17 protein-coding genes are annotated in these 18735 nt (G+C 56.9%); 7 read left to right on the top strand and 10 right to left on the bottom strand.

The genetic code is table 11. From position 1 onward, the window contains the following. Positions 1-7 precede the first annotated feature (7 nt). From ACL2XN_RS04750 to spy, 4 genes are all read left to right on the top strand, one after another. Positions 8-1426 carry a YchO/YchP family invasin gene (locus ACL2XN_RS04750; RefSeq protein WP_413730400.1) on the top strand — a complete coding sequence of 473 codons (1419 nt, stop codon included), beginning with the start codon at positions 8-10 and terminating at the stop codon, positions 1424-1426. A 493-nt stretch (positions 1427-1919) separates the two neighbouring features. Next, on the top strand, positions 1920-3020 hold the full coding sequence (astA, locus tag ACL2XN_RS04755) for an arginine N-succinyltransferase (RefSeq protein WP_410014976.1): 1101 nt from the start codon (positions 1920-1922) through the stop codon (positions 3018-3020). Continuing rightward, on the top strand, positions 3004-4344 hold the full coding sequence (gene astB / locus ACL2XN_RS04760; protein ID WP_413730401.1) for an N-succinylarginine dihydrolase: 1341 nt from the start codon (positions 3004-3006) through the stop codon (positions 4342-4344). The genes astA and astB overlap by 17 nt, the downstream gene beginning before the upstream one ends. A gap of 403 nt (positions 4345-4747) precedes the next feature. Beyond that, entirely contained in the window at positions 4748-5239 is a 492-nt protein-coding gene (gene spy / locus ACL2XN_RS04765) for an ATP-independent periplasmic protein-refolding chaperone Spy (protein WP_410014978.1), read from the top strand. A gap of 50 nt (positions 5240-5289) precedes the next feature. On the opposite strand, the gene nadE is transcribed toward spy, so the two are convergent. Beyond that, a complete protein-coding gene (gene nadE, locus ACL2XN_RS04770; RefSeq protein WP_410014979.1) occupies positions 5290-6114 on the bottom strand; it encodes an ammonia-dependent NAD(+) synthetase in 825 nt (274 codons plus the stop codon). Between the two features lie 230 nt (positions 6115-6344). Between nadE and osmE the strand changes: the two genes are divergently transcribed. After that, positions 6345-6677, top strand: a complete 333-nt coding sequence (osmE, locus tag ACL2XN_RS04775; RefSeq protein ID WP_410014980.1) for an osmotically-inducible lipoprotein OsmE — start codon at positions 6345-6347, stop codon at positions 6675-6677. Between the two features lie 120 nt (positions 6678-6797). On the opposite strand, the gene katE is transcribed toward osmE, so the two are convergent. The 4 genes from katE to kduI all read right to left on the bottom strand — a co-directional run bounded on the left by katE (position 6798) and on the right by kduI (position 12727). Continuing rightward, the gene (katE, locus tag ACL2XN_RS04780) at positions 6798-9071 is read right to left on the bottom strand and encodes a catalase HPII (RefSeq protein WP_413722914.1); all 2274 of its coding nucleotides are present in this window, start codon (positions 9069-9071) and stop codon (positions 6798-6800) included. A 165-nt stretch (positions 9072-9236) separates the two neighbouring features. Continuing rightward, on the bottom strand, positions 9237-9806 hold the full coding sequence (locus ACL2XN_RS04785) for a metal-dependent hydrolase (RefSeq protein ID WP_413722913.1): 570 nt from the start codon (positions 9804-9806) through the stop codon (positions 9237-9239). A 1241-nt stretch (positions 9807-11047) separates the two neighbouring features. Beyond that, positions 11048-11809 carry a 2-dehydro-3-deoxy-D-gluconate 5-dehydrogenase KduD gene (gene kduD / locus ACL2XN_RS04790; protein WP_410014983.1) on the bottom strand — a complete coding sequence of 254 codons (762 nt, stop codon included), beginning with the start codon at positions 11807-11809 and terminating at the stop codon, positions 11048-11050. An 81-nt stretch (positions 11810-11890) separates the two neighbouring features. Next, on the bottom strand, positions 11891-12727 hold the full coding sequence (gene kduI, locus ACL2XN_RS04795; RefSeq protein ID WP_410014984.1) for a 5-dehydro-4-deoxy-D-glucuronate isomerase: 837 nt from the start codon (positions 12725-12727) through the stop codon (positions 11891-11893). A 278-nt stretch (positions 12728-13005) separates the two neighbouring features. Between kduI and ACL2XN_RS04800 the strand changes: the two genes are divergently transcribed. Next, on the top strand, positions 13006-13338 hold the full coding sequence (locus tag ACL2XN_RS04800; RefSeq protein WP_413728388.1) for a cupin domain-containing protein: 333 nt from the start codon (positions 13006-13008) through the stop codon (positions 13336-13338). A gap of 88 nt (positions 13339-13426) precedes the next feature. Here the strand turns inward: ACL2XN_RS04800 and hxpB are convergent, their stop codons facing one another. Then, positions 13427-14092, bottom strand: a complete 666-nt coding sequence (gene hxpB, locus ACL2XN_RS04805) for a hexitol phosphatase HxpB (RefSeq protein ID WP_410014986.1) — start codon at positions 14090-14092, stop codon at positions 13427-13429. A gap of 125 nt (positions 14093-14217) precedes the next feature. Here hxpB and ACL2XN_RS04810 point away from each other — a divergent pair, with 125 nt between their 5' ends. Continuing rightward, on the top strand, positions 14218-14763 hold the full coding sequence (locus tag ACL2XN_RS04810) for a YniB family protein (protein WP_410014987.1): 546 nt from the start codon (positions 14218-14220) through the stop codon (positions 14761-14763). Positions 14764-14803: 40 nt separating this feature from the next. Here the strand turns inward: ACL2XN_RS04810 and ACL2XN_RS04815 are convergent, their stop codons facing one another. From ACL2XN_RS04815 to ACL2XN_RS04830, 4 genes are all read right to left on the bottom strand, one after another. After that, entirely contained in the window at positions 14804-15667 is an 864-nt protein-coding gene (locus ACL2XN_RS04815; protein WP_410014988.1) for a fructosamine kinase family protein, read from the bottom strand. Positions 15668-15982: 315 nt separating this feature from the next. Then, entirely contained in the window at positions 15983-16924 is a 942-nt protein-coding gene (gene pfkB, locus ACL2XN_RS04820) for a 6-phosphofructokinase II (protein WP_413728389.1), read from the bottom strand. A 449-nt stretch (positions 16925-17373) separates the two neighbouring features. Continuing rightward, positions 17374-17550 (bottom strand): hypothetical protein, encoded by a 177-nt coding sequence (locus ACL2XN_RS04825; RefSeq protein ID WP_410014990.1) that lies wholly within the window; start codon positions 17548-17550, stop codon positions 17374-17376. A gap of 134 nt (positions 17551-17684) precedes the next feature. Beyond that, on the bottom strand, positions 17685-18596 hold the full coding sequence (locus ACL2XN_RS04830) for a glycosyltransferase family 2 protein (RefSeq protein ID WP_413722910.1): 912 nt from the start codon (positions 18594-18596) through the stop codon (positions 17685-17687). Between the last annotated feature and the right edge of the window lie 139 nt (positions 18597-18735).

The raw sequence follows: 18735 nt of genomic DNA on the forward strand, positions 1-18735 counted from the left end.
TGTCCTTATGCCCTATGTGCGTCTGGATCAGGTATGCGCTTATTTTCTGCCGCTGGTGGTTGGATGCCTGGGGTGGCTCTCTTTAAGCGCAGCGGCATTGACCACGGATTCGTCCACCTCACAGAATAATTCCGTTGCAGTAAATTCCGAACACCAGAGCCTACCCGATTTAGGCGGCGGGAATTTAAACGAAAGTGAAACGGAAAAGAAACTCGCCACTTTGGCAAAACAGCTGGCCGAGGCGAACAATGACGCCAGCTATCGGTCGTGGCGTTCTTATCTGGTCGAACAGGCAAAAGAAAAAGTGTTGACGCAACTGCAGCAGCAAAGCGAAAGCATGCTGCAGCCGCTGGGGTATTCCAGCATCTCGCTCGATGTCTCGCCCCAGGGCGATCTGGCCGGCAGTTCAGGACAACTGCTGTTGCCGCTGTGGGATAATCCCAACCGGGCGCTGACGTTCAGCCAGGTCGGCGTGCAGGGGTCGGCGCAGGGCGCGGTGGCGAATATCGGCCTCGGGCAGCGCTGGAACGCCGGCCGCTGGCAGGTGGGCTATAACCTGTTTTACGACCAGTTTCTCGCCCATGACTCCCTGCGGCGCGGCGCCGTCGGCGCCGAGGCCAGCGGCGATTATCTCAGCCTGTCCACTAATTTCTATTATCCGTTGTCCGCCATGAAAGCCGAACAAAATTCCGCCAGGTTCCTGCGCCAAACGGCCGGCGGCTATGACCTGACGACGCGCGGTTACCTGCCCTTTTACCGGCAGCTGGGCGCCTCGGTCAAATATGAGCGCTACTACGGCGATAATGTGGATTTGTTTGATAGCGGCAATTATCGTAACGACCCCGCGGCGTTTGCATTTGGCGTTAATTATACCCCGGTGCCGCTGATGACCCTGACGGCCAGCCATACGCAGGGCGACAGCGGCGAATCGCAGGATAACTATGCCCTGACGGTCAATTACCGCCTGGGCGTGCCCCTGGAACAACAGCTTTCATCACGCAACGTTGCCCAGGCGCACACGCTGCGCGGCAGCCGCTATGATTTGGTGGCGCGCAACAATGCCCCGGTGCTGGCGTTCCGGCAACGAAAAACGCTGTCGGTTTTTCTCGCCACCCCGCCCTGGTCATTACACAGCGGTGAATCCCTTGAGCTTAAACCCGAGGTCGTCGCCCGCAATACCATTACCGCCGTCAGTTGGCAAGGCGATACCCACGCCCTGAGCCTGACGCCGCCCCCCCGCAGCAATCAGCCCGACGGCTGGACGATTATCATGCCGCAATGGCATGACGAGGCGGGAGCCAGCAACGAATATCATCTCTCGCTGACGGTGGAGGATGAAAAACAGCAGCGCGTCACCTCGAACTGGATTGTGCTGAAAGTCGACCCGCCGTTAGCGCTCGGAACCGCCGGCGCGGTCTTCGATTAGCCGGGCCTGGCTTACCGCCCGCGCATTATTGCGCGCCTGGAACACAGGGCCGGCGCCCTGCTATGGTGCGTTACTGCACTTTTTTAAAGCGCTGGCGCCAAGAGGGCGATGCCGCGCCGGCGTTTCGCACTTTTAATCCGTCTCTCCGGCCCCACTGTCACCCGCTGCGACGGGGTGCATAAATTATTCCCTTTAAGCGCGCAACCCCGCCGGCAATGCATAATATTCATTTTTTATTCATTAAAAATGAATAATGATGTCGTGTAACTTATTGTTTTTAAAGACACCAATAAATTTTATTCATTTATCTGGCTATAGCTGGCACGTTGTGTGCAATCTATACTCATTATCAGCTGGCGTGTTTGCCCGTGACTTGCAGGCAGGGAAAGGCCCGGCACGTTATTGGCAACCCGGCGCCCTTTTAGGTGCCCGTTTATCGTGCGATCGGTTGAAAACCGTTTTATGCCCCATGGCGTGGCGAGGAGTAGTAATTATGATGATCATCCGACCGGTAGAACACCGTGACCTGCTGGATATCCTGACGCTGGCGGGCAAGGCCGGCGCGGGACTGACCTCCCTGCCGGCGAATGAGGAGGTTTTGGCGGCCCGCATCGATCGATCGGTGCGCACCTGGCAGGGCGGCCTCGCGCGCGGCGAGCAGGGATATCTGTTCGCGCTGGAAGACAGCGACCGGGGCAAGGTGGTCGGGGTCAGCGCCATCGAGGTGGCGGTGGGCCTCAAGGAACCCTGGTATAATTTCCGCGTCGGCACCCTGGTGCATGCCTCCACGGCGTTAAATGTTTATAACGCCGTGCCGACCCTTTACCTGAGCAACGATCATACCGGCCTGAGCGAACTCTGTACGTTATTTCTCGATCCCGACTATCGCCATGGCGCCAACGGCCAGTTGCTGGTCAAGGCGCGGCTGATGTTTATGGCGGCCTTCCGCGATTATTTCGGCCAGCGCGTACTCGCCGAAATGCGCGGCTATTGCGATGAACAGGGCTATTCTCCTTTCTGGGCCAATCTGGGCCAGCGGTTTTTTTCCATTGACTTTGCCCGCGCCGATTATTTAAGCGGTACCGGCAACAAGGCGTTTATTGCCGAACTGATGCCCAAGCATCCGCTGTACGTGGATTTCCTGGCGCCGGAGGCCCGCGCAGTCATCGGCCGGGTACACCCGCAGACCGAGCCGGCCAGGGCGCTGCTGGAATCCGAGGGGCTGCGTTACCAGGGATATATCGATATTTTCGACGGCGGCCCGACGCTCGAGGCCGAAATTGATCAGATTCGCACGGTGCGCGACAGCCGCAGGGTGACGGCGCAAATCATGGCGGATGGCGACGCCGGGCGCCACAATCAAGACGCCGCCTGGTGCCTGTTGGCCAATGAGGACTACCAGGGTTTTCGCGCCGTGGCCTGCCGGTGTGAAATCGGCCGCGAATCACTGGAAATTGACCTTGCCACGGCCGCCGCGCTCGGCCTGGCGCCGGGGCAAGCGCTGCGGGCGGCGACGCTGTATGCGGACGGCCGCACGCGCGCGGGCTCAACCTCACCACAGCAAACAGGATGTGCCCATGCAGCATTGTGTTGAAGCGAACTTCGACGGCCTGGTCGGCCCCACCCATCATTATGCGGGCCTCTCCTTCGGCAACGAAGCCTCGACGCGCCACCGGCGCGAAGATGCCAATCCGCGGCTGGCCGCCCGGCAAGGGCTGGCCAAAATGAAAGCGTTGTCCGACGCGGGATTTATGCAGGGGGTATTGCCGCCCCATGAACGGCCGCATTTAGCGTATTTGCGGCGTCTGGGCTTCACCGGCAGCGACGCGCAGATCCTGGCGCAGGTGGCGCGCGACCACCGGCAATTGTTGTCGATACTCAGTTCCGCGTCGGCAATGTGGGTCGCCAACGCGGCCACCGTCAGCCCGTCGGCGGACAGCGCCGACGGCCGGGTGCACTTTACCCCCGCCAACCTGCATAATAAATTCCATCGCGCCATAGAGGCCGAAACCACAGGGGCTATCCTGCGGGCGGTGTTTCGAGACGCGCGCTTTTTCCGCCACCATGAGGCGTTGCCCCAGTCCGCGCTGTTCGGCGACGAGGGCGCGGCAAACCATAATCGCCTGGGACGTTATGATTCCCCGGGGGTACAAATGTTCGTGTATGGCAAAAGCGGCCTGGAGGCGGGCAGCGAACCGGGGCGTTATCCCGCCAGGCAGACGCGTGAGGCCAGCGAAGCCGTGGCGCGCCTGCACCTGCTGGCGCCGGAACGTTGTCTGATGGTCCAGCAGGATCCCGCCGTCATCGACCAGGGCGTATTCCATAATGACGTGATTTCCGTCAGCAATGAACAGGTGTTGTTTTATCATCAACAGGCGTTCGCCGGGGGAGAGGGGGTCCGTGAGCGGCTAAGCCGCGCGCTGGCGCAGCTCGGCCAGGAATTGACGGCGCTCGAAGTGCCGGCGCGGCGCGTGTCCGTGGCCGACGCGGTGGCGACCTATTTATTCAACAGCCAGTTATTAAGCCGCCGGGACGGCAAGATGACTATTGTGGTGCCGCAGGAGTGCCGCGAGCATGATGGCGTCTGGGCATATCTTAGTGAGCTGGCGGCCGAAGGCCGGGCGATAGACCGGGTGAGCGTCGTCGATTTGCGCGAGAGCATGCGTAACGGCGGCGGTCCGGCGTGCCTGCGTTTGCGCGTGATCCTTACCCCGCAGGAACAGGGCGCGGTGAATCCCGCCACGCTGATGACGCCGGCGCTGTTTGACCGCCTTAACCTCTGGGTCGACAGGCATTACCGCGACCGGCTGAATCAGGACGATCTGGCGGATCCCTCGCTGCTTAACGAGGTTCGCACCGCGCTGGACGAACTGACGCAGTTGCTGGACCTGGGCGCGATTTATCCATTCCAGCAATAAATCCATGGCTCAGGCAACCGCGCCATGGGGCGCGTTTGCCTAAGTAGCCTTGCACGGGCCCGCAACCGGTGGGCTTGATTTATAATATTTGCCATCGTTAAATACAGAAAATAATCATTGCGGCGTGGCGGCTAGAGAAATTACTGAATATTCGTTGGCGGTGAGTAAAGTAAGAGTTATCATATTGACGTGGCTAAAACCTCATTTTATTGCCACGAAAAATAACGCTTTCCACACATAAAATCCATATTTTCTCCATGATTGCCTTAAAAGTGAGTTTCAGGCTTTAAGTTATTTACTTTTACTCGCATTACTTGAAGATAACGCGAGTACACTTATATCTGTAACGAACCCTGCCGGCGAAATTATTTTGCGGCAGACAATAATCAGATATGAGGAAATTATGCGCAAATTAACTGCTTTATTTATGGCTACTACCCTGGTGTTAGGTTCAGCTCAGTTAGCCGTCGCCGCGGACAGCAGCGCTACCGCGGCGCCAGCCGGCGATACCGCGCAAGGCGAAATGCATCATAAAGGCGGTATGCAACATCAGCGCGGCCCTATGATGGACCATATGTTTAAGGATCTTAAACTCACGGAACAACAGCGCCAGAAAATGCATGACATTGCGCGCGATTCCATGAAAGATATGAAAAAGCCATCGGCCGCCGAGCATCAGCAGATGCATGACGTGATCGCCGCCGACAGCTTTGATTCCGCCAAGGCCCAGGCCCTGGTAAATAGCATGGCGCAGGAACAAAACCAAAGAATGCTTGCCAATCTGGAAATGCAAAACAAGATGTATAATGTGTTAACGCCGGAACAAAAAGCGGAATTTAATAAAAAATTCCAGGAACGCGCGCAAAAAATGCAGCAGCGCGACGCGACTAAATAAAAGATAGCCAGAAATCATCGTTAAAAAAGCGGCCCGCGGGCCGCTTTTTTTTATCGCCAGAAATCATCAAATACCGTGATTGGCGGATGCCGTTTATGCTCGGTGCGAGCATACCAGCCTTCAATGATCTTCGCCGCCTCGGGCGCGACGGTTTTCCCTTCCAGGTAATCATCAATCATTTCATAGGTGACGCCGAGCGCCGATTCATCCGGCAGCGCCGGGCGATCCTCCTCCAGATCGGCGGTCGGGGCTTTAAGATACAGGTGCTGCGGACAGCCCAGATAGGCCAATATGGCCCGACCCTGGCGTTTGTTCAGGCGATAGATGGGATTGATATCCGTGCCGCCGTCGCCATATTTGGTAAAAAAGCCGGTTACCGCCTCGGCCGCATGATCGGTGCCGACCACGATACCCGCGTTCATGCCGGCGATGCTGTACTGCGCTTTCATGCGTTCGCGGGCCTTTTCATTGCCCTTAATAAAATCGCTCAGGGTGATGCCAGCCTCCAGCAGCGCGGCCTCGCTGGCCAGGACGGCATTTTTGATATTTACCGTCAATACGCGATCGGGTTGGATAAAGGCGATGGCATCCCGGCAATCCGCCTCATCCTGCTGCGCGCCGTAGGGCAGGCGCACGGCGATGAATTGGTAGCGCTCATCGCCCGTTTCCCCGCGCAGTTCGCTGATGGCGGCCTGGCAAACCTTACCGGTAAGCGTCGAATCCTGCCCGCCGCTGATGCCCAGCACCAGCGTGTGGATAAAGGTATAGCGCTGCAGATAACGTTTCAGGAAATCGACGCTGACGCGAAATTCCGCGGCCGGATCGATAACGGGTTTTGCCCCTAGCGCTGCAATAATGTCTTGTTGCCGAGTCATGTGTCTATTTCCCTCGCAGGCGTCGCAACGAGTTCGACGCAAAAAAAAAGATTAATTTCCTGATTGTAAAACGAATTGGAATTTAGCGAAAGCATCAGCATGGCTAAAAACGGTTAACGGCCCCGCCGTGGGCGAACGAAAAAAAAGGTGACTTACCGTTGCGCTTAGATTTGTAAAAAAGCCTTTTGTCTTCTACACTTATCCATACATATCAAAATGAGGTGACACTTATGAATAAGAAAATTGTTATTGCCTTTACCGCCGCTACCGCGCTTACCATTCTTTCCGGTTGTACCGTTTACGATCGTGCCGACAGTTATATGAAAAAACCTGTAGTGAGTGATGTCAAAAAAGGCATGACTAAACAGCAGGCCCGTGCTATCGGGGGCATTCCGTCCACCTCCGCCACCATGATTAACGCCCGTGGTACCTGCGACTCCTATGTCCTGGGCACACGCGACGGCAAGCCGATTAACTATTTCGTCAGCTACGACCAAAATAATATTGTCCTGAATAAGGGCTTCCAGAGCTGCCAGGAATACGATACCAACCCGCAAAAATAATGCTGTAATGATCGCCGGGTAGGAAAAGTGATGGGCGATAAGTGAATTTTTTCACTTATCGCCCATTTCGTTTTTCACCGCCAGGCGCGCGCGATGGACGCCTGGCGGTGACCGCGCCCGCTAAGCCGGCACGCCGTCAATTTTGCTAATCCGCGACCATACCCGGTGCAGCTTCAGCTGATCCAGAAAATCCTGCATCAGCCGGCCTTGTGTGGCGGCGCCTTCACAAATGCCGTCCTCCGGCAGATCGGTCAGCCCCAGGGGCTGTTTAAACCGATTGGCGTCACCGCTAAGGCCGATGACTTTCAGATGCTTGTAGGCTTCCAGAATATAATGCCGCGCGGCGCCGCTGAGCAGCAAGGCGTCCAGGTTGCCGTCCGGCACGATAACCCCGTCGACCGTAATCGAGGGCGATCCGTCAAAGGTGGCGTCGATAGGCAGCGTAGAGCCGTCGTTCGCCACCACGTTGCCGCCGTGCGAGGCCAGTATTTTGGCATGCACGCCTTCCGCCTTCAGCGCCTGCAATGCCTCCAGCACGTCGGCGGCGTCGACGCCGTCGCTGACCAGCAGCGCCACCTGGCGGCCTTTCAGCGCGCCGCTGCCGGTGGCATACAGGCTGAGGGTCGGATCTTGCGCTACGCCATTGACCGGTTTGGGCGGCGGCGTGTTAAGCGCATCGTCGGAAAGCCGGATGCCGAGTTTGGCGGCGACCTGTTTGGCCAGCTCCACGTCGACGCGGGTCAGCAAATCCACGACTCGCTCGCGAATATAGGCGCGGCCGACCTTGCCCAGCTCAAAGCTGAAGGCATCGACGATATGCTGCTGTTCGGCCGGGGTCTGGCTGAGCCAGAACAGGCGGGGATGCGAGAAGTATTCCAGGAACGAGTCGCTGCGCTCGCGAATTTTATGGCCGTCCACCCGCTCCTGATAAGACGCGAAACCGCCGTTTTCCGCCGCCGGCGCGGTTTCCCGCGGCCAGTTGTCATTGATGGAGTTGGGTCCATGGGCGGCGGGATTGGTGTCTATATCCTGGCGGTGCATACCGTCGCGCTGGAAATTATGATAAGGACAGACCGGACGGTTTATCGGGATTTCATGGAAGTTCGGCCCGCCGAGCCGGCTGATTTGCGTATCGGTATAAGAGAATAACCGGCCCTGCAGCAGCGGATCGTTGGTAAAATCAATGCCGGGCACGATGTGGCCGGGGTGAAACGCCACCTGTTCGGTTTCCGCAAAAAAGTTATCCGGATTGCGGTTCAGCGTCATTTTACCCACGATTTCCACCGGCACCAGCGCCTCGGGGATCAGCTTGGTGGGATCGAGCAGATCGAAGTCGAACTTATGCTCGTCTGCTTCCGGTATCAGCTGCAGGCCCAGTTCGTATTCCGGATAGTCGCCGGCCTCGATGGCGTCCCACAGGTCGCGCCGGTGGAAATCAGCATCCTTACCGGCCAGTTTTTGCGCTTCATCCCAGACCAGCGATGCTTTACCCGCCAGGGGTTTCCAATGGAAACGCACAAAGGTGGCTTTGCCCTGGGCATTGATCAGGCGGAAGGTGTGGATGCCGAATCCTTCCATGGTGCGGTAGCTGCGTGGAATGCCGCGGTCGGACATGGCCCAGAAGACATTGTGCAGGGTTTCCGGCTGAAGGGAGACGTAATCCCAGAATGTGTCATGCGCGGAACCGCCCTGGGGCATTTCGTTATGCGGCTCGGGTTTGACCGCATGCACGAAATCCGGAAATTTAACCGCGTCCTGGATAAAAAATACCGGCGTATTATTGCCCACCAGATCGAAGTTGCCTTCCTGGGTATAAAATTTAGTGGCGAAACCGCGGATATCGCGCACGGTGTCCGCCGACCCGCGGGAACCCTGTACCGTGGAAAAACGTACGTATACCGGCGTTTTCACCGCCGGATCGCTGAGAAATCCGGCCTTGGTGATCTCGGTCAGCGGACGGTAGACCTCAAACACGCCGTGTGCGGCGGAGCCGCGGGCGTGGACGATACGTTCGGGGATGCGCTCATGGTCAAAATGGGTGATTTTTTCGCGCAAGATAAAATCTTCCAGCAGGGTCGGTCCGCGCTTGCCGGCGCGCAGCGAATTCTGGTCGTCGGATATTTTTACGCCCTGATCGGTGGTCAGGGGTTGCTGATACCCTGATTTACGATGCGGCTGCAGCGCGTCAAGCTTGGCATTGCTGTTTTGCGGGCTTTTAACCGAGCCCGAGACGGTGGGTTGTTTACCCGGCTCCGATGTGCCGGGCTGCGCCAGATGGCTGTTGTCGTCCGGCGCGAGATGGCCCAGCCCGGGCTGCGCCGAACTGCCGTCGGGGGCGGGGGCCTGATGGGTTAGGGGGGTTTTGCCTTGTGAAGGATCGGTGGGTTTTGACATAGTCGATTGCTCCTCTTACCAGTGTAATGGCAAACAGTGGCTGGTCCGCAGTTATGGTTATCTGAGCGGTAGATCAACTATAGAACAGTTTTTTCGGGGAATCGGCGCGCGGCGCGCAATTGCCCGGTATTTTCTGAAAAGATGATATTGTCTGCAAAACGGCTATTAGAAATTACCGCGCACCTTGGACCATAACGCCGCAACGGAATCCGGGATGGGCATGCGGGTGCCAAGCGGCGCGCCCTGCGGATGCTGCACGGCGAAAATCAGCACCGCCACGCACAGCACCCGCTCAAGCTGGTTGCCTTTTTGCGGATACAATACCGGCAGGCGGAACCGCCAGCGGCAGGGCCAGAGCAGCGGAACGCCGGCCGGCGTCAGCATATCGGCGAGGATATGGCTGAGATAACCAATGATCATGCCGTGGAACGCGTCCAGCGGGATAAGCATTCCCGGGTCGAGTTTCAGGGTAAAGAGCACGATGCCGGCGATGATGGCCAGCAGGCTATGGGTAAAACCGCGATGACCGAAGACGCGGGCGATGGGCAGCGAGATCCACTGCAGGCGTTGGCCGAGGAAGGAGCGGGGATGATCGATATCGGGCAGCAGGCAGGTTACCAGGCCGCCGGCCACGATATGCCACCAGTCGCCGTGGGCAAGCGCGGGCGAGAGCTCCATTTTTTTGGCTAAAATGGTGCTCGCCAGAGCGAAGATAAGATGCCCTTCAGCGGTCATAGCGGATGCGATCGGTTAAACTGGTCATTTGTCCAGTATAAAGGAATCCGTCGGCGGCGGGAATAGGTTACCTTGTAACAAATAAAAAACCCCGCGGCGCGGGGTCTTGCCACCGGGTTTATCCAGTGCGGGTGATAGCGGGCCTTTTGCGCCATGGTGCCTCGTTCGGGCGGGGAAACCCCACCCGATAAAACGCCATAGGGGCAGATTCCGTTTCATCCGCTGTGTGTCGATTTGGCGATCGCCGCCCTGGGGTGTTATGCGGCCGATAGGGTCTGGTGATATTGGACAGCCGTGCAGATGGCGGTCGCCGCGGTGAGGGTTTCGCTGGCGGTTTTCAGGGTGATGTCTGTGGCCGCGGTGAGGGTTTTGCTGGCGGTTTTCAGGGTGATGTCTGTGGCCGCAGCGTGAGTTTTGCTGGCGGTTTACGGGGTGGTGTATGTGGCCGCGGTGAGGGTTTCGCTTGCCGTGCGTGAGGTGTTCATATGTATTGCCGGGCGCCGGCAAGCGACAAAGAGGCCGTACCGCGACGGCCTCCTTGACCTCCGCGCGCCCGGCAGGTCGCGCGTCGCTGTGCGATGCCTTCCGTCGCCCATGCCCCCGTGATGCACCGGCCCGGTATGCGCTCCCGGCGCAACCGGGCCTTTCGCCGCTCCCGGCGGCTCATGCCGGGGTCACAGACGCCGTCAGCGCGCTTTATGCCGGTCCACATGTCGCTGTTGGCAATGCGTTTTATGAAACGACAGCGGCGCTGTTGCTTGGGATAGTGTCTGGTGTCGGGTATGTAACCGTTATGATTTCCCGGTAAATACATACCACTAAGGAACCCAAAACGCCATTTTACTCACAGACGATGGTGTTGACGTGGTGCCGGCATAGAGTGCGCCGGCAGCGCGCATCGCGGCTGGATGAGCCGCCGGGAGCGGCGAAAGCTAAGGGCCGCGCCGGGAGCGCGTCCCGTGCGGTCCACAAGCCGTGATGGGCGATGCCGGGAACCGCGCAGCGGCGCACGCACTGCCGGACGCGTGGAGGTCAAGGAGGCCGTCGCGGTACGGCCTTCTTGTCGCTTGCCGGTACCGGGCAGGACATAAAACACCCTCACGCACGGCAAGCGAAACCTTCCCGAGATGACATATGCCCTACCGCAAGCTACCGCAATACTGTGACCCGGGCGGACGGGAAAAACACGCCCTAAGGCGCGCCTTCCCTTTACCACGCCTTGGGGGCGGGTGGGCGCGGGCTTAACGCGCCAGCCAGCCGCCGTCCACGGCGATGGTATAGCCGTTGATATAATCGGACGCGGTGGAGGCCAGGAAAATGGCCGGTCCTTTCAGATCGTCCGGCAAACCCCAGCGACCGGCGGGGATGCGTTCCAGGATTTCTTTGCTGCGGCCTTCGTCGGCACGCAGTTGCTGGGTATTATTCGTGGCCATGTAACCCGGCGCGATGGCGTTGACATTGATGTTATGCTTAGCCCATTCGTTGGCCAGCAGGCGGGTAACGCCCATGACAGCGCTTTTCGACGCGGTGTAGGAAGGCACGCGGATCCCGCCCTGGAAGGACAGCATGGAGGCGATATTGATGATTTTGCCCCCTTTGCCCTGCTTGATAAACTGGCGCGCAACCGCCTGCGACATAAAGAACACGGTTTTGATATTGATGTTCATGACGTCGTCCCAGTTCTTTTCGCTGAACTCGATGGCGTCTTCGCGACGGATAATGCCCGCGTTGTTGACCAGGATATCGATATGGCCGTATTCAGCCACTGATTTCTCAATGATGCCCGGGATATCGTCGATTTTGGTTAAATCAGCGGTCAGGCTCAGGAAACGACGGCCAAGGGCGGTCACTTTGGCGATGGTTTCTTCAGGGTCGACGATGTTGACGCCAACGATATCACAGCCGGCTTCCGCCAGGCCGATAGCCATGCCCTGACCCAGGCCGGTGTCGCAACCGGTAATCAGCGCCACTTTACCCTGCAAATTGAATGAATCTAAAATCATACCAGAACCTCATTGCTGGCGGCGGTAGGACATCGCCAGCGTAGTGTGTTTAAAGGGCCGGAACACGCCGGCCGGGGATAATTAGCGGATTTCGCTGACTTTTACGTGGTCCATATCGTCGAAAACCTGATTTTCGCCGACCATGCCCCAGATAAAGGTATAGTTTTTCGTGCCCACGCCGGCATGGATCGACCAGCTCGGTGAAATCACCGCCTGTTCGTTATGCACCAGCAGGTGACGTGTTTGCTGCGGCTGGCCCATCATATGGAATACCGCGGTTTCTTCGTCCATATCAAAATAAAAATAGACTTCCATGCGGCGTTCATGGGTATGGCACGGCATGGTGTTCCACAAGTTGCCTTCAGCCAGCTTGGTCAAACCCATGGTCAGCTGGCAGGTCGGCAACACGTCGGGAACAATAAATTTATTGATGGTGCGCAGATTGCTGGTAGCGTTGTCGCCGATGGTCTGCGGCGAGGCTTCGGCCAGCGTGATTTTACGGCTTGGGTAAGTCATATGGGCCGGGGCGCTGTTATAGTAAAACTTCGCGGGTTTAGCGGCGTCGACGCTGGTGAACTGCACGTCTTTGGCGCCCATACCCACATACAGGGCTTCCTGGTGGCCGATCTCGTAGGTTTTGCCGTCGACGACAATCACCCCGGGGCCGCCGATATTAATGACACCCAGCTCGCGGCGTTCCAGGAAATAACTCACGCCCAGCTGTTTACCGACTTCGCCGCCGATGGTCACCGCTTTGGTGACCGGCTTGATGCCGCCGACGATGATGCGGTCGATATGGCTATAGGTCATGGTGTAGGCATCTTCTTCGAAGATCTTTTCGATCATGAACTGGCTGCGCAGGCCTTCGGTATCCAGTTGTTTAGCGTGATCGCTGTGAATGCTTTGGCGAACTTGCATAGTCGTAATGCCTCTCTTTCAGAATATGTACGTAGTATGGCTTTGACCCGGGGGAAAGCGTTGTCCTTTTATTGCTGAAATGATAGTGCTACCGGGATGTGAATTCAATAAAAATGAAATATTGTTTTATTTATTTTATGAGGAGCGTCATGCTTTTGATGTTTTTCGGTTTCATTCCAGAAGCCGGACCTTAAAATAAAGCGGTGGAAATACGTCGTATCCCGTCGCGTCCTTCGTCAGGATCGCGCCGGAATGGGTTGGTTAATGGAGAACAAAGCATGAAGACTTTTTATATTGACGAAGAAACGCCATGGGAAGCCGTGGGCGAGGGCGTTAAACGCAAAATCATGACCTGGAGCGACGACCTGATGATGGTCTGCGTGCATTTTGCCAAGGGCGCTATCGGCACGCCGCATCAGCATGACATCCACGATCAGATTGCCTATGTCGCCGCCGGCAGCTTCAAGGTGACCATCGAAGGCCATGAGCGGGTACTGAAAACCGGCGATGCCTACCGCGCGGTAAAGCATGAGATGCACGGCGTGGTGGCGCTGGAAGATAATAGCGTGCTGATTGATACCTTTACGCCCAAGCGCGACGATTTTCTCTGAAGCACGCCATCCCGCCGCGTGGCGCCCGCACGTGAATTTTCAGGCGGCCTCCCTGCGCGGCGGAAGTGACGGCGATGCCGGCGCCGGGTTAACGGAAATGTTCGGGTGTTATTTCCGCCAGCGACGCCAGCCTGACGTCCGCCAGCACCCAGCGGGGGTCGGCACGAAAGGCGATGTCGGGCACGACTATCGAGCGCATCCGCGCCGCTTTGGTGGCAATCATGCCGTTAAAGGAATCTTCCAGGGTGGTACAGCGCTCAGGCGCGACGCCCAGGCTTAACGCCGCCTGGATATAGACTTCAGGATGCGGTTTGCTGTAAGGCAGGTTCTGCGCCGATGCCAGATGGTCGAAATAATGGCGCAGGTCAAACATCTCCAGCACATGTTCCAGCATAAACAGCGGTGACGCCGAGGCCATGCCAATCTTCATGCCGCAATCCCTGGCGGTCTCCAGCGCATGGGCGACCCCGGGCAGCAGCGGACGGCGTTCATCCACCAACGCCAACGCGCGCTGAATGATGCTGTTGCTGACTTCCTCCAGAGAAGCCCCCTGCCACGGACTTAACTGATACCAGGCCTTCACCACCTGATCGATGCGCATACCCAATGTATCCGGAATCGCGTCATGCACCGACACGTCCATGCCCATGGCGGCGAAGACATCCAGCTCAGCCTGATGCCATAAGGGCTCGGAGTCGATAATCAGTCCATCCATATCAAATATTACAGCTTCCTTGGGTAGGGTTAACGCCATACCTTGGGCTCCTGTTTGCAAAAAAAGGGCGAGGAAAGAGGGTAGCACCAATAAAACACAGCAGAAAAGGTAAATTATAGATAAACTTAAGGGCTATGGTTGGCGTCGTTTAACAAGGGGAACGCATGACGTATCAACAAGCTGGCCGCCTGGCCGTGATCAAACGCCTCGCGGGATGGATTATTTTTATACCGGCTTTACTTTCTACCGTGATTTCTATCCTGAAATTTCTCTATCAGCATAGTGAGCAAAATAAGGGAATCAATGCGGTCATGGCTGATTTTTTCCATGTCATGATAGATATGCTGCGTTTTAACACCTCATTTCTGAATGTTTTCTGGTACAACTCGCCGCAACCGGTGTTCGATGGCCAGGGGTTTAGCGCTAACCTGATGTTCTGGCTCATTTATTTCCTGATTTTTGTCGGCCTGGCCCTGCAGGCTTCCGGCGCGCGCATGTCGCGCCAGGTCAGGCACGTGCGCGAAGGGGTCGAGGATCAGATGGTGCTGGAGCAGGCCCGCGGCAGCCAGGGGCTGAGTCGTACCCAGCTGGAGGAAAAGATCGTGATGCCGCGGCATACGATTTTGCTGCAATTTTTTCCTTTATACATCCTGCCCATTATCCTGGCGGTGGTGGGCTATTTTGTCCTCAAGCTTCTCGGCATGCTCTGAAGACGCGCGGGCAGCCGCAGGGCCGCCCGCATGGCTCCGCTTAATCACTGCTCAGTATTTTATCCAGAGCTTCGTTGGCGATGGCGATATGCTCGCCGCCAAACAGGTTGGCCCGGTTCAACAGGTAATAGAGCTGGTAAAGCGGCTGTCGTTCGATAAACCCCTTATCCAGCGGCCACACGCTCTGATAACCGTCGTAAATTTGCGGCAGCAGCCGATCGTAGAGCGGCAGCATGGCCAAATCACATTCGCGATCGCCCCAATAACACGCCGGATCGTATAAAAAACCACCCTGAGCGCTGTTGGCGCAATTATCCGGCCACAGATCGCCGTGCAGCAGTGAAGGCTGGGGCTGGCGATCGTGCAGGCGGTCCGCGACCTGGGCGATAATCTTATCAATATCGCCAAAATAGAGCCCTTTTTCCGCCGCCAACTGCAGTTGCCAGCCTATACGCTGTTCGGCGTAGAACACCGACCAGCGGCGCTGCCAGGCGTTGGGCTGCGTTACGGTGGAGAGGTCATTGTCAAAATCCAGGCCGAACTGCGGCTGCTCGCTCCATTGATGCAGCCGGGCAAGCTGCTGGCCGAGGCAATAGGCCCCGTGGGCGTCAAAAGGGCGCTCCACCAGGAATTCGAGCAGCAAAAAGCTTTCATCCTTGGCGCTGCCGACGCCGTACACCTCCGGTACCCGCACCGTATGGCTACGGGCCAGCATCGCCAGCTGATCGGCCTCGTTGGTGAATTTTTGCAGCAGCTCGCGCGTATCGGACTTTACAAACACCGCGTGTTCGCCGTAACGGAGATACCAGGCGGCGTGTAACTCCCCGCCGGGCAGTTCCCGCCGTTCGCTGATTTCATCCCTGTTAAATTTTTCTGCCAACATGGTGCTAATGGCGTGCCACATCGTCATATCCCCCTACAGTCGTTTTGCCGATAAGGTATGAATTTTTTGATGACAACTCGGTGACAACTTCGCAAAAACAAGCAGCGCGGCGCAACCGCCGGCGATGCGGCGACGATGAGCCTTGGAGCGAACCGGCAACTGCACGGCCTGAAACGGCGCGTACCGGGTTCAAAAGAAAGGGCTTAATATAAAAAGCCGGACGAGCGGCTAGCGCAGGGCGCCGTTCCGTCAAGCGTTGAGAGAGTGTTGTTGCGAACGCCGCCGATGTCAACTGCTAATTCTGCAACCGATATCCGGCGGCGTGGGCTTAGGGTCTTAGATCATACTTTCCCGACGCAGGTAATCATAGATACGTCCGGTATCTTCCAGGGTACATAAGCGGGTGCCTTTATGCAGCGTGGCCGCGCTGCCCGCCGCGACGCCGTAGCGCACCATATCCAGCAAATCCGCGCCGTCGGCCAGTTTCAGCGTCATGGCGCCCACCATGCTGTCGCCGGCGCCGACGGTGCTCATTTTTTTAACCGGCGGCGGCACCACCTGGAACACATTATCCTTATCCACCGCCAGCGCGCCCTGGGGACCGAGCGACACCACCACCCGCTGGGTTTTGCCCTGTCTGATGATTTCCAGGGCCGCCTGCCTTACCGCGTCGGGATCGTTCAGTTCACGGTTGACCAGTTCGGCCAGTTCTTTTTGATTCGGCTTGACCAGCGCCAGGCTGCCGACATCCAGGCAGGCTTTCAGCGCCGGACCCGAGCTGTCGACGATACACTGCAGTCCCAGGCGTTGCGCCTCGCGCAACAGATGCTGCAGGTTTTCCACGCTCACACCCGGCGGCAGGCTACCGCTTATCACCAGCAGCGAGCCTTGCGGCAGTCCCGACAGATGGCTTTCGAACCGCTGGAATTCATCCGCCGTCAATCGTGCGCCGGGCATGACAAAGCGATACTGCTCGCCGGTGCTCGCCACGTGGACATGCAGGTTCTGCCGCGTCCAGTCCTGGGTTTCCAGCGCGACGGCGGTGACGCCCTCCGCGGTCAACAGATCGGCCAGGTGCCGTCCCGTAGGGCCGCCGACGGGAAAAAGCGCCGTGGCCCGTCCCCCCAGATGCACGATCGCCCGCGCCACATTGATGCCGCCGCCGCCCGGCTCGAACTGGGGCGCGGAGCAGCGCAGCTTGCCTTCGGCATACATGCGGTCGGTGGTGGTGGCGCTATCCAGCGAAGGCGCCAGGGTCAGGGTCGTTATTTGGGTCATAACAATCTCCTTATAATGAAATGGCTCCCAGCATAGCACCAATCGCCACCCGTCCCAGGCGCGTAAAAAGCGGCGCCGTCATTATTTTTATTTTTTCGCTCAAGTTTCTGCCCCGCCGGACGATATAGGCATAGACGATTGAGGGGGAACGCGATGAATAGCAAATCAGAACAACGTTGGAAGTGGATTAGCCTGCTTTTACTGGTCGTTTTAGCCGGATTGTCAGGCGTCTTGATGCAGGTTAACGGCCAGATGTAACGCACTGACGCCCAGCGACCCGCAAGGCATGCTGAAAAGAGGGAAAAGGGTGTCCGTTACGTGATCCAGTAAGCGTTTTTGATAGATTAAATGTATTAAAGAATGATCCAGATCCTGTTTTTTATACAAGAATTGGCGTAGGATTATTCTTAAAAGATGTCAGGTAAATGTGAGGTGGTTATGGATCAGTTCTATCGTTTAACGTTGCCCAGCATAGTATTGATATGCATGGCTTTTTGGGTCGCTGTCGTTACTGCTTTGGTATAATTTACCTCATGATGACATGCTGATTCAAACAAACCCGCTTCGGCGGGTTTGCTGCTTTTTGGTGCAAAACCATTTTTTTTACTTGACACTTTATACGCCATGATAATGTTCTGTTGAGCCACGATTATAAAGATGTTTGCATTCTGTAGCAAAAACGCCGCCCGCCGTTTTCACCAGATAGCCCTCCGTTTCTGGCGTAGCGCCGGCATGATTGCCGGCATCTATCGGGCTGTGCTTATTTCTTTATTATATACCTTGGCCGGTTTTTAGTTTCCATATAGATACGGCCGATATATTCACCCAATACCCCTATGCCGATCAGCTGCACACCGCCTAAAAACAGAATGGCCGTCATCAGGGATGGATAACCGGGCACGTTATTGCCCCAGACCAATTTGTCGATGACCATCCAGATAGCGTAGAAAAAAGAGGACAGGGCGACGCTCAGTCCGATGTAGGACCACATGCGCAGGGGGAAAGTGGAAAAACTGGTGATGCCCTCGATAGCGAGGTTCCATAATTTCCAGCCGTTGAATTTGGATTCGCCGGCCACGCGGCTGGCGCGGGAGTATTCCACTACCGCGGTGCGTCCGCCCACCCAGGAAAGAATTCCCTTCATAAACAGGTTCCGCTCGGGCAAGGTGAGAATATTATCCACCACCTCGCGGGACATTAAGCGGAAATCACCGACGTTTTCCTCGATTTTGGGCGAACTGATTTTATTATGCAGTTTATAGAACCATTCGGCGGTTGTGCGTTTCATCCGGCTGTCGGTCATGCGGTCCGAGCGTTTTGCCAGGACGATATCCGCGCCGTCGCGCCATTTATCGATTAGCCGGGGGATGACGTCGATCGGGTCTTGTAAATCGACATCGATGGGAATGACCGCCTCGCCGCCGGCATAACGCAGCCCGGCGAACAGGGCGGGTTCCTTGCCGAAATTGCGGGTAAAGTCAACCTTTTTAACCAGGCTGTCGGCCAATGCCAGCGCGTCGATGATCTCAGCGGTATTGTCCCGGCTGCCGTCGTTGATAAACACTATTTCCACTTCAAATTGCCGCAGGGGCTCAAATTCCCGCACCGCTTTATAAAACAGCGGTATGGCTTCAGCTTCATTATAAACAGGGACAACCAGTGATATTTTCATGAATCATTTCCAACGAAACGGAGCATGTTGAAGAACAAACGTCGCCGCGCGGGAGCTTAGCACCACGGACGATACAAAGGGACACAATTGTTATGGATTTTTAGCGCTTATCACCCTTTTGTTTACGCCTATCACGGCA

The organism is Sodalis sp. RH22 (genome assembly GCF_047324165.1).
GTDB lineage: Bacteria > Pseudomonadota > Gammaproteobacteria > Enterobacterales > Enterobacteriaceae > Acerihabitans.